We start from the raw sequence: 12,820 nt of genomic DNA, 5'->3' as shown, positions 1-12,820 counted from the left end.
ATGAGCATTTCCCCCGGCACACCGGCCGGCACGCTGCGCCAGGATGCCCGCGTCATCGGTCTGGTCGGCATGGCCCACGGCACCTCGCACTTCTATCACCTGATCCTGGCTGCCCTGTTCCCGTGGCTGAAGGACGATTTCGGCCTCAGCTACGCCCAGCTGGGCCTCCTGATGACGCTGTTTTTCGTCGTCTCGGGCATCGGTCAGGCACTGGCCGGCTTCGTTGTCGACCGCGTCGGCGCGCTGCGCGTGCTGTTCTTCGGCATCACGATGCTGGGCGTCTCCGCGCTGATCCTGTCCGTTGCCGGCAGCTACCCTGCGCTGCTGGGCGGCGCGCTGATCGCCGGCGTCGGCAACAGCATTTTCCATCCGGCCGACTACACGCTGCTCAATCAGCGCGTATCGCGGGCCAGGCTGGCGCACGGCTTTTCCGTGCACGGCATCAGCGGCAATCTCGGCTGGGCCGCCGCGCCCGTGTTCATGACCACCGTCGCGGCCCTGGCCGACTGGCGCACCGCGCTCGCTTGCGCGGCCGTGCTGCCGTTCACGGTGCTGGCGGTGCTGTTCGTCAACCGCGCCGCCTTGTACGCCAACCCGCCCGCCGTCGCGGCGACGACGGGCGGGCAGGGCGGCGGCACGTTCGGCTTCCTGCGCTTGCCTACCGTCTGGATGTGCTTTGCGTTCTTCTTCCTGACAGCCGTGGCGCTGGGCGGCATCCAGGCGTTTGCCGCCATCGGACTGGTGCAGCTGTACGACATCACGCACCAGCTGGCCACCAGTTCGTACACGGCGTACATGCTGGCGTCGGCCGGCGGGATGGTCGTTGGCGGCTTCCTGGGCGCCGGGTCGACGCACCACGACCGCATCATCGCGCTGTCGTTCGCTGTCGCCGCGCTGCTCGCCGTCATCCTGGGCGGGGCGTTCCTGCCGGGCTGGACGGCGCTGCCGCTGATGGCGCTGATCGGCTTCTGTTCCGGCGTGGCCGGTCCGTCGCGCGACCTGATGATCCGCGCTGCCGCGCCGCAGGGCGCCACGGGACGCGTCTACGGCGTCGTCTATTCCGGTCTCGATACGGGCCTGTCGGTGGGACCGCTGCTGTTCGGTGCCGTAATGGATGCGGGCCACCCGGGCTGGCTGTTCATGGGCGTGGCGCTGTTCCAGCTGCTGGCGATCGGCACGGCCATGGGCGTGGGCGGCAACAATCGCGCGGTGGCGCTGAAAAGTGCATAGAATCGCCGGCATCCCAACCATCGAAAGAAGACCATGAGCGCTTTTGCGACAACGGACCTGTGCGACGATCACCCGGACCTGCTGGAGGATGGCAGCCTGGCCGTGCTGCCGCCCGTGTTCCGTCATTTTGGCCTGCGGGTCCGGTTCGCCGGTGCGGCCGTCACGCTGAAAGTGTTCGAGGACAACGCCCTCGTACGCGCCACACTGGAAACGCCGGGCGAGGGCCGTGTGCTCGTCATTGACGGCGGCGGCAGCCTGCGCCGCGCGCTGGTGGGCGGCCAGCTGGCGCTGCTGGCGCAGAACAATGGCTGGGCCGGCATCGTCGTCGATGGCTGCGTGCGCGACACCGAAGAGCTGGATGCGTGCGATGTCGGCATCCGCGCCCTGGCCGCGATGCCGCGGCGCAGCGCCCGCACCGGGGCGGGCGAGCGCGACATCCGCGTCCAGATTGCCGGCGTGACCGTGGCCCCGGGTGACTGGGTGTATGCGGATGCCGACGGTATCCTGGTCTGCAAGCGCCGTCTGACGTAGTGCTCTGGAGAACTGCTGCGCTTGCGCAATCCAATGCCCCGCCTGGTGGGGCATTATTTTTTTTGCGCCGATTTCATGCTGCGGGATGGACGTTTCACTATCTGGAATGCGCCGCAATTTTACGCTGTCCACCTTTTTCAAAAGGAGAAATTTCGTGCCGTATCATGAAAAGTAAGATGCAAGTAATTGATGCGTAACGATAAAAAAGTGCTCCTATGTCTTATATAAGACCTGTGCTGCAGTGCGCAACGAGGCTTATGATGTGTCTAACGGAATCGCATTTCGTCTGAAACTTTTCGGTCTACATTCGGCCTACAAACAGGAGAACATCATGGCAACTCGTGAACAGCAAATCGCAGCCCTGCAACAGGATTGGGATACCAACCCGCGCTGGAAGGGCGTTACCCGCACCTACACGGCAGAAGACGTCGTGCGTCTGCGCGGTTCCCTCCAGATCGAGCATACGCTGGCCAAGCGCGGCGCCGAAAAGCTGTGGGACCTTGTCAACAACGAACCGTTCGTCAACGCGCTGGGCGCCCTGACGGGCAACCAGGCCATGCAGCAGGTGAAGGCTGGCCTGAAAGCCATCTACCTGTCCGGCTGGCAGGTCGCCGGCGACGCCAACCTGGCCGGTGAAATGTACCCGGACCAGTCGCTGTACCCGGCCAATTCCGTGCCGATGGTCGTCAAGCGCATCAACAACACGTTCCAGCGCGCCGACCAGATCCAGTGGTCCGAGGGCAAGGACGACATCGATTACTTCGCGCCCATCGTGGCGGATGCGGAAGCAGGTTTCGGCGGCGTGCTGAACGCGTTCGAGCTGATGAAGTCGATGATCGACGCCGGCGCGGCCGGCGTGCACTTCGAAGACCAGCTGGCTTCCGTCAAGAAGTGCGGCCACATGGGCGGCAAGGTGCTGGTGCCGACCCGTGAAGCCGTGGAAAAACTGCAGGCTGCGCGCCTGGCGGCCGACGTGATGGGCACCCCGACGCTGGTGATCGCCCGCACCGACGCGGAAGCGGCCGACCTGCTGACGTCCGACGTGGACGACAACGACCGTGAATTCTGCACGGGCGAGCGCACCGTGGAAGGCTTCTATAAAGTCCGTCCGGGCATCGACCAGGCAATCTCCCGCGCGCTGGCCTACGCACCGTACGCGGATCTGGTGTGGTGCGAGACGGGCAAGCCGGACCTGGCGTTCGCCCGCCAGTTCGCCGACGCCGTCCACGCGAAATTCCCCGGCAAGATGCTGGCCTATAACTGCTCGCCATCGTTCAACTGGAAGAAGAACCTGGACGACGCGACGATCGCCAAGTTCCAGAAAGAACTGGGCGCGATGGGCTACAAGTTCCAGTTCATCACGCTGGCCGGTTTCCACGCGCTGAACTACGGCATGTTCAACCTGGCGCACGGCTATGCGCGCCGCCAGATGTCGGCCTTCGTCGAGCTGCAGGAGGCGGAATTCGCCGCGGCCGACAAGGGCTTCACGGCCGTCAAGCACCAGCGCGAAGTGGGCACGGGCTACTTCGACGCGGTGACGCAGACCATCCAGCAGGGCCAGAGCTCCACGACGGCGCTGCACGGCTCCACCGAGGACGAACAGTTCTTCGATTCGAAGAAAGTCGCGTAAGCCATTCAACGTTCATGCACCGGCGGCCGGATCGCGGCCGCCTCCCGAGCCGCGGCCACAAGCCGCGGCTTTTTTATGGCTCTCCAGCTTCGTTTTCGGTCCCGGGCTTGTTTCTGGGATAATGGCGCCTCGAATCACCGAAAAGCAGACCATGTTCAGTTACCGCCACGCCTTCCATGCCGGCAATCACGCCGATGTCCTCAAGCACTTCGTGCAGATCCAGCTGCTGCAATACCTGAATCAGAAGGACGTCGCTTACAGCTATATCGACACCCATGCCGGTGCCGGCGTGTATTCGCTCGACAGCGCGCAGGCCACCAAGAACTCCGAGTTCGATACCGGCATCGGCCCGCTGTGGGAGCGCACCGACCTGCCGCCCGCGCTGGCGGAATACGTGAACCTGGTCAAGGCGATGAACCCCAGCGGCAAGATGCGCTACTACCCCGGCTCGCCGTACGTCGCCGAGCAGGTGGCGCGCGAGATGGACCGCATCCGGCTGTTCGAGCTGCATCCGGCCGACGTGCGCCTGCTGGACGAAAACTTCCGCAAGCTGGAAGCGCACCAGGCGGCGCAGGGCCACCGTCCCACGACGCGCGGCAAGCGCGTCATCGTCAACAAGGCCGACGGCTTCCTGGGCGTGCGCGCCTTGCTGCCGCCGCCGTCGCGCCGCGCGCTGGTGCTGTGCGATCCGCCGTACGAGGACAAACAGGACTACAAGAAGGTCGCGGACATGCTGGGCGATGCGCTGAAGCGCTTCCCGTCGGGCATCTACGCCATCTGGTATCCCGTGCTGCAGCGCATCGAGGCGCGCAACTTCGGCGAAAAACTGAAGAACCTGCCGGCGGCCAGCTGGCTGAACGTCACGCTGACCGTGTCCACCCCAGGCCCGGACGGCTTCGGCCTGCACAGCAGCGGCATGTTCATTCTGAATCCGCCCTACACGCTGGAGCCCGTGCTGAAGGAAGTCATGCCGTATCTGGTGCAGGTGCTGGGGCGCGACAAGGGCGCGGCGTTTACGCTGGAAAGTGGCGATGCCGCCACACCGCGCAAGCCGGCGGCGCGCACGACGGAACCGCGTACCGCGCCTGTCGGCGGCTCGCTCGGACTGCCAGGGCGCCGTCCGCCGATCGCCCGTGCCTCCGTGGCGCGCCCGGCCAGCGGCCGACCGACGGCCGGCGGAGCCGGGCCTGCCCGCGGGCCTGGCAGCCGCACGCCAGGCGGGAAGAAGCCATAAAGACGTTGCCAGGATTGCCACGGCGCGGTACGCTACAGGATTGTTTCTTAGCAGGTAAGCCTCATGACCTTGGCAGCACGCCCGGAGTCCACCGTTCCCATGCCGTTCGCCAATAACTTCTTCCTGGCGCGGCAGCCTATCCTCAACCGCAATCAACGGCTGGTCGCCTACGAGCTGCTGTACCGGAACGCGGAATGCGACGGCGCGGAGATCACGAATGGCATGGCCGCGACGGCCGCCGTCATCGCCCATGCGTCCGAGCTGGGGATGGAGCAGGTCGTGGGCGACCAGCTGGCCTATGTCAATGTCGACACGCAAGGGCTGATGAGCGACTTCATCCGCTTCCTGCCGAACAACAAGGTCATCCTGGAAGTGCTGGAGACGGTGGAAGCAACGCCGGACGTGCTGGCCCGGCTGGCCGAACTGCGCCAGGCCGGCTTCAAGTTCGCGCTGGACGACGTGGCCGGTTCGTCGGAAAGCCTGCGCAAGCTGCAGCCGCTGATGGATGTCATCAAGATCGACATCAAGCAGATGTCGCGCGAGACGCTGGCCACGCTGACGCGCTCGCTGAAGAGCCCCAACCAGAAGCTGCTGGCCGAAAAGGTCGAGACGCACGAGGAATTCCAGCACTGCATGGAGCTGGGGTTCGAATACTTCCAGGGCTACTATTTTGCCCGTCCCGTCATCCTGTCCGGCAAGAAGATCGCGCCGTCGCAGCTGGCGATCATGCACCTGCTGGACCTGCTGTCGGGCGACGCGGAACAGCGCGACATCGAGCGCAGCGTCAAGCTCGACCCGCTGATCACGCTGAACCTGCTGCGCCTGGTGAACACGCCCGCCGTCGGCGCGCGCTTTCGCATCAACTCGGTGGCGCACGCGCTGATCGTGCTGGGCCGCCGGCAACTGCAGCGCTGGCTGCAGATCCTGCTGTACGTGAAAGGCCAGCAGTACGACACGCCGCTGCTGCAACTGGCCACCACGCGCGGCAAGACAATGGAGCTGCTGCTGGAGAGGCTGCAACCGAGCGAGCGCATCAGCGCGGACATCGGTTTTACGGTTGGCATCATGTCGCTGATGGATACACTGTTTTCCGTCGGCATGGCCGAAATCCTCGGCAGCGTCAATGTGCTCGATGAAGTGCGCGACGCACTGCTGCACCGCGGCGGCCAGTATGGCGACACCTTGCGGCTGATTGAAATGATCGAACGCGCCCAGGACGGGCCGGAGCTGACGGCGCTGCTGCACAAGCTCAGGCTGACGCCAAAGGAGCTGTATGCGTGCCAGCTGGCGGCGTTCGAGTGGGTCAACGAGTATCGGCTGGGTGTCAACGAAGAGCCGCAGCGCTAAGCCCATGGCCGGCCCGTGTCCTTGGCGGGGTGCGTCCCATCGTAGGCACGGGCTCGGCAGTGATTGGCTTACTGTGCCAGCAGCAGGAACACCGTGGGTTTCTTGTGGAAATCCGGCGCGGTCGCGCTCTTCCACTGCGCCGCCGTCTGCGTGTGGATGGTTTCGCTTGCCAGGCTGATGTCGGTCGCCACGCAGATCAGCGTGCCCGGCTGGCAGGCGGCCACGAGGGCTTCCAGCATCTGGCCGTTGCGGTAGGGTGTCTCGATAAACAGCTGCGTCTGCTTTTCCTGGCGCGAGCGTGTTTCCAGCTCGCGGATGCGCTTGGTGCGCGCCGCCGCGTCCGTGGGCAGGTAGCCGTTGAAGGCGAAGCTCTGGCCGTTCAGGCCGCTTGCCATGACGGCCAGCAGCAGCGACGACGGCCCCACCAGTGGACGTACGGGGATGCCTTCCTTGTGCGCCAGGCGCACGAGGTCGGCACCGGGGTCGGCCACGGCCGGCACGCCCGCTTCGGACAGCAGACCCACGTCGTGTCCGTCACGCAGCGGCGCCAGCAGCCCGGCCAGCGCTTCCGCCCTTGTATTGACGTTCAGTTCCGCGATGGCGATCTCCTGCAGCGGCGCGGCCAGCGGGTGCGCGGCATTGATCAGTTTCAGGAACGCCCGCGCCGTCTTGGCGTTCTCGGCAACGAAGTGCGTCAGCCCCGCCGTTGTGGCCTGGACGTGGGTGGGGATGACGTGATCGAGCGAGACGGTCTCGCCCAGCGTGTTGGGAATCAGGTAAAGCGTGCCTGGCATATTGTTGTTGTTCTTTCTTACAGATTGAAAAAGGTGACGCCGGCCCGGCGCAGCATCCCCGTCAGCGCGATCAGCGGCAGGCCCGTCAGCGCGGTCGGGTCGGTCGAGTCGATGCGTTCCAGGATGGCGATGCCGAGCCCTTCGTTCTTGGCGCTGCCGGCGCAGTCGTAGGGCTGCTCGATGCGCAGGTAGGCATCCAGTTCGGCATCCGGCAGGTCGCGGAACTTCACGATCGTCCAGATGTCTTCCAGTTGCGAGCTGCCATTGCGCCCGTCGTACAGGCACAGCGCCGTGTGGAAGACGACCTCGCGGCCGCGCATCGTCTGCAACTGCGCCAGCGCCGCCGCGTGGGTACCGGGCTTGCCGATCTGGGCGTCGTCCAGCGTCGCGACCTGGTCGGAGCCGATGACGAGACTGCCAGGATGGCGCGCGGCCACGGCCGCGGCCTTGGCGCGGGCCAGCCGCGATGCCGTGGCGGCCGGCGTTTCGCCGGGCAGGGGCGTTTCGTCGATATCGGGCACGTCCACGGTAAACGGCAGGTGCAGGCGGCCCAGCAGTTCGCGCCGGTAGGCGGAGCTGCTGGCCAGGATCAGGGGAGTGGAGGACGCAGGCGTTGGGTTCATGGAAAGTTTTTCTGGCGACGGGGCACGAATTGTTATATGCTCTGTGCGCCGTGTTTTTGTGGGCACGGCAACCGGATGCGGTGCGGTCGCAGTGTAACCGCGGCGCTTTCGCAACGCCAGAGCATGCGGCCGGTGAATTATCCCCGGAATCGCCCGAAATTGGCCCGGAGCCTTTGACGTGGCCCCGAAAACCCTGTTATTATCGCAGGTTTTCAAGGGAAATTTTAGCCAATGACCGCCCCTGCCGCTCCTGCCGCTGTGATGATCGACGCCTTCGAGTTCTGTCGGACCAGCAGCACGCGTGAAGGCGTGACGCCGGTGGCTGAAATGACGCGCCTGGTGCGCGACTGTGCCGATACGTCCGGCGCCATTACCTGGCGCGCCGTCGGCAGCACGAGCAAGCAGGGCTACCCGCAGATGCGCATGGCCGTTGCCGGTACCGTGCAGCTGGTCTGCCAGCGCTGCCTGCAGCCGTTCGCGTACGAGATCGACTCCGCGACGACGCTGATGCTGGGCGAGAGCGATGCCCACGCCGACGAGATCGAAGAGATCGTCGACGACGAAACGATCGACGTCATCGTCGGCACCCGTTCCATGAACCTGATGGACCTGATTGAAGACGAGGCCCTGCTGGCCTTGCCGCAAGCACCGAAGCACGATGTCTGCCCCGATACGGCGCTGCTCGATGCGGTGAAAAGCGAGAAGAAATCGCCATTCGACGCTCTGAAAGAGCTGAAAAAATCATAGTTTTGCAGTACCGCCTCCGTGCAGTTGCGGCAGGCAGTGAAGTACGTGCCAAGCGCGCTGCAGTATTGGCATTTTGTAGTTGAGCAGCAGGCAGTCACGGTACGGCAAGCGATTGCCGCTGGGATACTCGATTTGCATGTATTTGCGGGTCGGTTGTGTTAAAATTTTAGAACTTAAGTTCAAGTATTAGGAGTCATCATGGCAGTTCAGCAGAATAAAAAATCCCCTTCGAAGCGCGGTATGCACCGTTCGCACGATTTCCTGGTTGCCCCTAACCTGGCCGTCGAGCCAACCACGGGCGAAACCCACCTGCGTCACCACATCAGCCCGAACGGCTTCTATCGTGGTCGCAAAGTGCTGAAGACCAAAAACGACGAGTAATTTCGTTTTTAGTCTGGCGAAAGACCAAAAGCGGTGCAACGCAGAGTATCTGACGTGGCGCCGCTTTTTCTTTTCCTCCGCTGCTTGGTGCGGCGGCATGTAACAGGATGTCGGACAACCGTCGCGAGCTGCGGCAGCGGTGCCCGGGCGATGCGGTCGTATATCGATACGGCGGCGATTGCGGGCCACGCATGCGAAGCGCGGCAGGATTGACGACGTCTTGCAACTGAATACCGCAGGCTCCGGCGCATGCGCCGGAATTGCTTCTTGCCCGCAATGACAATCAAAATTTCAATCGACTGCATGGGCGGAGACCACGGCCCGTCTGTCACCATTCCTGCCGCAATCTCTTTCCTCAAACGCGAAACCGATGCCGAGCTGACGCTTGTCGGTCTCGAGGACGTGCTGCGTGCCGAACTGAAGCGGCACCACGCCGAGGCGCATCCGCGCCTGTCCGTGCTGCATGCGTCCGAACAGGTGACGATGGACGACCCGCTTGAAGTGGCACTGCGCCGCAAGAAGGACTCGTCGATGCGCGTGGCCATCGAGCAGGTCAAGGACGGCAAGGCGCACGCCTGCGTCTCGGCCGGCAATACGGGTGCGCTGATGGCCGTGTCACGCTACGTGCTCAAGACGATGGCCGGCGTCGACCGTCCTGCCATCTGCACCATCATGCCGAACCAGAACGATGGCCCCACCTATGTGATGGACCTGGGCGCCAACGTCGACTGCGAACCGCATCACCTGCACCAGTTCGCCATCATGGGTTCCGTACTGGTGCATGCGATGGAGGGCATCGCCCGTCCCACCATCGGCCTGCTCAACGTGGGCACGGAGGACATCAAGGGCAACGAGGTGGTGAAGGCCACGTCGCAACTGCTGCGCGACGACCATGAGCGCGGCAAGCTGAACTTTTACGGCAATGTGGAAGGCAACGATATCTTCAAGGGCACCACCGACGTTGTCGTCTGCGACGGCTTTGTCGGTAACGTCACGCTCAAGGCCATCGAAGGCCTGGCGCGCTATTTCAAGATGGTGCTGACGGCCGAATTCAAGCGCACGCCGCTGACGATGCTGGGCGCGCTGATCGCCCGCAGCGCCCTGAAGCGCATCGGCAAACGCCTCAACCCCGCCCGCTACAACGGCGCCAGCCTGCTGGGCCTGCGCGGACTGGTCTTCAAGAGCCATGGCAGCGCCGATGTCGAAGCTTTCGAGTGGGCCATCCGGAGGGCGTATGATGCTGCCAAAAACGACGTGCAACAGCAGCTGGCCGACATGATCGCCGAGCTGATGCCGCGCGAACCACAACCGAACGCAACGAATATCGGATGAGACTGCATGACTTTGTACAGCAAAATAATCGGTACCGGCAGCTACCTGCCTGAACGGCGCGTCACCAACGACGACCTGACGGCGCAGCTGGCGGCCAAGGGTATCGAGACGTCGGACGAGTGGATCTCGTCCCGCAGCGGCATCAAGGCGCGCCACTACGCGGCGCCGGAACAGGTGTCGTCCGACCTGGGCGTGGCCGCGGCCCAGCGCGCGCTGGAGATGGCCGGCCTGGCGCCGGACGATATCGACCTGATCATCGTCGCCAGCTCCACCCCCGATTTCTTCGGCAGCTTCCCCAGCACGGCCTGCATCGTGCAGCGCAAGCTGGGCATGACCAACACCAGCGCCGCCGTCGACGTACAGGCCGTCTGCAGCGGCTTCGTCTACGCCGTCGCGTCGGCCGACAGCTTCATCAAGTCGGGCATGCACAAGAACGTGCTGGTGATCGGCACGGAAGTGTTCTCCCGCATCCTCAATTTCGAAGACCGCACCACGTGCGTGCTGTTCGGCGACGGCGCCGGCGCCATCGTCATGACGGCTGCGCAGGAGCCTGGCATCCTGGCCTGCAAGCTGCATGCGGACGGCCGCCATTCCGACATCCTGTCCGTGCCCGGCAACGTGGCCGGCGGCGCGGTCGCCGGCAGCGCGTTCCTGTACATGGACGGCCAGGCTGTCTTCAAGCTGGCCGTTACCGTGCTGGAGCAGGTGGCCAACGAGGCGCTGGAGCAGGCCGGCATGACGTCCGACCAGATCGACTGGCTGATTCCGCACCAGGCCAATATCCGCATCATGAAAGGCACGGCCAAGAAGCTGGGTCTGCCGGTGGAAAAGATGGTCGTCACCGTCGACCAGCATGGCAACACGTCGGCCGCGTCGATTCCGCTGGCGCTCGATGCCGCCGTGCGCGACGGCCGCGTCAAGGCGGGCGACGTCGTCATGATGGAAGGCGTGGGCGGCGGCTTTACGTGGGGCGCCGTGCTCGCCAGAATGTAACGGCCGCCGGCGGCGGTGTACAATGCGCGCCGATTTAGAATTAGTGCTCTACAAGCGGTGCGCGCGCGGCGGCGACGCCGGCAGGCTGGCGCTGCGCAAACCCGTGCCAACAATACAACGAGAACGATATGACGAAATTTGCATTTGTATTCCCCGGCCAGGGTTCGCAGGCCGTTGCGATGCTGGCGGGCTTTGCCGGCAACCCGGTGGTCGAGCAGACCGTGGCCGAAGCGTCCGACGCGCTGCAGTTCGACCTGGGCAAGCTGATCGCAGAGGGGCCGAAGGAAGACCTGGACCTGACCACCAACACGCAACCGGCCATGCTGACGGCGGCCGTGGCAACCTACCGCGCGTGGATTGCCGCGGGCGGCCCGGTGCCCTCCGTCGTGGCCGGGCACAGCCTGGGTGAATATTCCGCGCTGGTCGCCGCCGGCGTGATCCCGTTCAAGGACGCGGTGCCGCTGGTGCGCTTCCGCGCCCAGGCCATGCAGGAAGCCGTGCCGGTGGGCGAGGGCACGATGGCTGTCGTGCTGGGCCTGTCGGACGACGACGTGCGCGCGGCCTGCGCCGAGGCGCTGGCCGCCGTGCCGGGCCAGGTGGTCGAGGCCGTCAATTTCAACGCGCCTGCCCAGGTCGTGATCGCCGGTCACACCGCCGCCGTCGAGAAGGCCTGCGAGATCGCCAAGGCCAAGGGTGCCAAGCGCGCCATGAAGCTGCCCGTATCCGCGCCGTTCCACTCGTCGCTGCTCAAGCCGGCATCGGACCGCCTGCGCGAGTACATGGCGAACATTCATTTCAACGCGCCGCAGATCGAACTGATCAACAACGTCGACGTGGCCGTGCTGACGGACCCCGCCAGCATCAAGGACGCGCTGGTGCGCCAGGCCGCCAGCCCCGTGCGCTGGGTCGAGACGATGCAGCAGGTCGCAGGCCAGGGCATCACGCAGGTAATCGAATGCGGCCCCGGCAAGGTGCTGATGGGCCTGGCCAAGCGGATCGACGCGAACCTCGTTGGCGATGCGATCGTCGACCAGGCCTCGCTGGAACGCGTGCTGGCCGCGCTGAAGTAAGCGCAGGATAAGCCAGGCAAACGTCCGCGTCGCCTTCCCCGGCAATGCCGGAGAAGTCCAACACTCCACCCAGAAGGGATACAAGAATATGAACCTGTCCAATCAAGTCGCCCTCGTCACGGGCGCGTCGCGCGGCATCGGCAAGGCCATTGCCACGGAACTGGCGCGCCAGGGTGCGCGCGTGGTCGGCACCGCTACCACCGAGGCCGGTGCGCAGGCGATCTCCGCGTACCTGGCCGAGATCGGTGCCGAGGCGGGCAAGGGCATTGTGCTGAACGTCACGGACGCGGAGCGCTGCGCCGCCGTCATCGACGAGATCGGCAAGGAATACGGCGCCGTCAGCATTCTCGTCAACAACGCGGGCATCACGGCCGACCAGCTGGCCATGCGCATGAAGGACGAGGAATGGGACAAGGTCATCCTGACCAACCTGTCCGCCGTCGGCCGCCTGTCGCGCGCCGTGCTGCGCGGCATGATGAAGGCCAAGGCCGGCCGCATCGTCAACATCACGTCGGTGGTGGCATCGTCGGGCAACCCGGGCCAGATGAACTACGCGGCCGCCAAGGCCGGCGTGGAAGGCATGAGCCGCGCGCTGGCGCGCGAGATCGGCAGCCGCAACATCACCGTCAACTGCATCGCACCGGGCTTTATCGATACCGACATGACGAAGGTGCTGGGGGAAGACCAGCACGCCGCGCTGCTGACGCAGATCCCGCTGGGTCGCCTGGGCAAACCGGAAGACATCGCCGCGGCGGTGGCCTTCCTGGCCTCGCCGGCGGCGAACTATATTACCGGCACGACGCTGCACGTGAATGGCGGCATGTACATGGGATAACAGGAGTTGCCGCGACGTGCAGAGGCTGTGGCGTATTGTCCCGAGGTCTCTGCAATAAAGCGGTATCCTGAGC

The 12,820-nt window shown here is 64.7% G+C and carries 13 protein-coding genes; 11 read left to right on the top strand and 2 right to left on the bottom strand.

What is annotated here, in order from left to right:
- From E1742_RS06695 to E1742_RS06675, 5 genes are all read left to right on the top strand, one after another.
- Positions 1-1,230, top strand: a complete 1,230-nt coding sequence (locus E1742_RS06695) for an MFS transporter (protein ID WP_134384110.1) — start codon at positions 1-3, stop codon at positions 1,228-1,230.
- Positions 1,231-1,263: 33 nt separating this feature from the next.
- Entirely contained in the window at positions 1,264-1,761 is a 498-nt protein-coding gene (gene rraA, locus E1742_RS06690; RefSeq protein ID WP_134384109.1) for a ribonuclease E activity regulator RraA, read from the top strand.
- A gap of 331 nt (positions 1,762-2,092) precedes the next feature.
- Positions 2,093-3,391 (top strand): isocitrate lyase, encoded by a 1,299-nt coding sequence (gene aceA, locus E1742_RS06685; protein WP_134384108.1) that lies wholly within the window; start codon positions 2,093-2,095, stop codon positions 3,389-3,391.
- A gap of 151 nt (positions 3,392-3,542) precedes the next feature.
- Entirely contained in the window at positions 3,543-4,625 is a 1,083-nt protein-coding gene (locus tag E1742_RS06680) for a 23S rRNA (adenine(2030)-N(6))-methyltransferase RlmJ (protein WP_134384107.1), read from the top strand.
- A gap of 63 nt (positions 4,626-4,688) precedes the next feature.
- Positions 4,689-5,972: an EAL and HDOD domain-containing protein gene (locus E1742_RS06675; protein ID WP_134384106.1), complete on the top strand. Its 1,284-nt coding sequence runs from the start codon at positions 4,689-4,691 to the stop codon at positions 5,970-5,972.
- A 68-nt stretch (positions 5,973-6,040) separates the two neighbouring features.
- On the opposite strand, the gene E1742_RS06670 is transcribed toward E1742_RS06675, so the two are convergent.
- On the bottom strand, positions 6,041-6,766 hold the full coding sequence (locus E1742_RS06670; RefSeq protein WP_134384105.1) for an SAM-dependent methyltransferase: 726 nt from the start codon (positions 6,764-6,766) through the stop codon (positions 6,041-6,043).
- A gap of 17 nt (positions 6,767-6,783) precedes the next feature.
- Positions 6,784-7,389, bottom strand: coding sequence for a Maf-like protein (locus tag E1742_RS06665; RefSeq protein ID WP_134384104.1), 606 nt, complete (start codon positions 7,387-7,389; stop codon positions 6,784-6,786).
- Between the two features lie 231 nt (positions 7,390-7,620).
- Between E1742_RS06665 and E1742_RS06660 the strand changes: the two genes are divergently transcribed.
- From E1742_RS06660 to fabG, 6 genes are all read left to right on the top strand, one after another.
- Positions 7,621-8,136, top strand: a complete 516-nt coding sequence (locus E1742_RS06660) for a YceD family protein (RefSeq protein WP_229466586.1) — start codon at positions 7,621-7,623, stop codon at positions 8,134-8,136.
- A 198-nt stretch (positions 8,137-8,334) separates the two neighbouring features.
- Positions 8,335-8,517: a 50S ribosomal protein L32 gene (gene rpmF / locus E1742_RS06655; protein ID WP_028104096.1), complete on the top strand. Its 183-nt coding sequence runs from the start codon at positions 8,335-8,337 to the stop codon at positions 8,515-8,517.
- 276 nt (positions 8,518-8,793) lie between these two features.
- Positions 8,794-9,849 (top strand): phosphate acyltransferase PlsX, encoded by a 1,056-nt coding sequence (gene plsX, locus E1742_RS06650; RefSeq protein WP_134384103.1) that lies wholly within the window; start codon positions 8,794-8,796, stop codon positions 9,847-9,849.
- A 6-nt stretch (positions 9,850-9,855) separates the two neighbouring features.
- Positions 9,856-10,842 carry a beta-ketoacyl-ACP synthase III gene (locus tag E1742_RS06645; protein ID WP_134384102.1) on the top strand — a complete coding sequence of 329 codons (987 nt, stop codon included), beginning with the start codon at positions 9,856-9,858 and terminating at the stop codon, positions 10,840-10,842.
- Positions 10,843-10,970: 128 nt separating this feature from the next.
- The gene (gene fabD, locus E1742_RS06640; protein WP_134384101.1) at positions 10,971-11,912 is read left to right on the top strand and encodes an ACP S-malonyltransferase; all 942 of its coding nucleotides are present in this window, start codon (positions 10,971-10,973) and stop codon (positions 11,910-11,912) included.
- Positions 11,913-12,000: 88 nt separating this feature from the next.
- Positions 12,001-12,747 carry a 3-oxoacyl-ACP reductase FabG gene (fabG, locus tag E1742_RS06635; protein WP_134384100.1) on the top strand — a complete coding sequence of 249 codons (747 nt, stop codon included), beginning with the start codon at positions 12,001-12,003 and terminating at the stop codon, positions 12,745-12,747.
- Positions 12,748-12,820 lie beyond the last annotated feature (73 nt).

Origin of the sequence: Pseudoduganella plicata, from assembly GCF_004421005.1 — a bacterium.
Classification (GTDB): Bacteria; Pseudomonadota; Gammaproteobacteria; order Burkholderiales; family Burkholderiaceae_D; genus Rugamonas; species Rugamonas plicata.
This window is presented reverse-complemented; position numbering and strand designations above follow the sequence as displayed.

Excerpts from the sequence above, each read along its gene's own strand:
- E1742_RS06645 (WP_134384102.1), top strand. The coding sequence starts at position 9,856 with ATGACTTTGTACAGCAAAATAATCGGTACCGGCAGCTACCTGCCTGAA.
- rpmF (WP_028104096.1), top strand. The coding sequence starts at position 8,335 with ATGGCAGTTCAGCAGAATAAAAAATCCCCTTCGAAGCGCGGTATGCAC.
- E1742_RS06695 (WP_134384110.1), top strand. The coding sequence starts at position 1 with ATGAGCATTTCCCCCGGCACACCGGCCGGCACGCTGCGCCAGGATGCC.
- rraA (WP_134384109.1), top strand. The coding sequence starts at position 1,264 with ATGAGCGCTTTTGCGACAACGGACCTGTGCGACGATCACCCGGACCTG.
- fabD (WP_134384101.1), top strand. The coding sequence starts at position 10,971 with ATGACGAAATTTGCATTTGTATTCCCCGGCCAGGGTTCGCAGGCCGTT.
- aceA (WP_134384108.1), top strand. The coding sequence starts at position 2,093 with ATGGCAACTCGTGAACAGCAAATCGCAGCCCTGCAACAGGATTGGGAT.
- fabG (WP_134384100.1), top strand. The coding sequence starts at position 12,001 with ATGAACCTGTCCAATCAAGTCGCCCTCGTCACGGGCGCGTCGCGCGGC.
- E1742_RS06670 (WP_134384105.1), bottom strand. The coding sequence starts at position 6,766 with ATGCCAGGCACGCTTTACCTGATTCCCAACACGCTGGGCGAGACCGTC.
- E1742_RS06675 (WP_134384106.1), top strand. The coding sequence starts at position 4,689 with ATGACCTTGGCAGCACGCCCGGAGTCCACCGTTCCCATGCCGTTCGCC.
- E1742_RS06660 (WP_229466586.1), top strand. The coding sequence starts at position 7,621 with ATGACCGCCCCTGCCGCTCCTGCCGCTGTGATGATCGACGCCTTCGAG.
- plsX (WP_134384103.1), top strand. The coding sequence starts at position 8,794 with ATGACAATCAAAATTTCAATCGACTGCATGGGCGGAGACCACGGCCCG.
- E1742_RS06680 (WP_134384107.1), top strand. The coding sequence starts at position 3,543 with ATGTTCAGTTACCGCCACGCCTTCCATGCCGGCAATCACGCCGATGTC.
- E1742_RS06665 (WP_134384104.1), bottom strand. The coding sequence starts at position 7,389 with ATGAACCCAACGCCTGCGTCCTCCACTCCCCTGATCCTGGCCAGCAGC.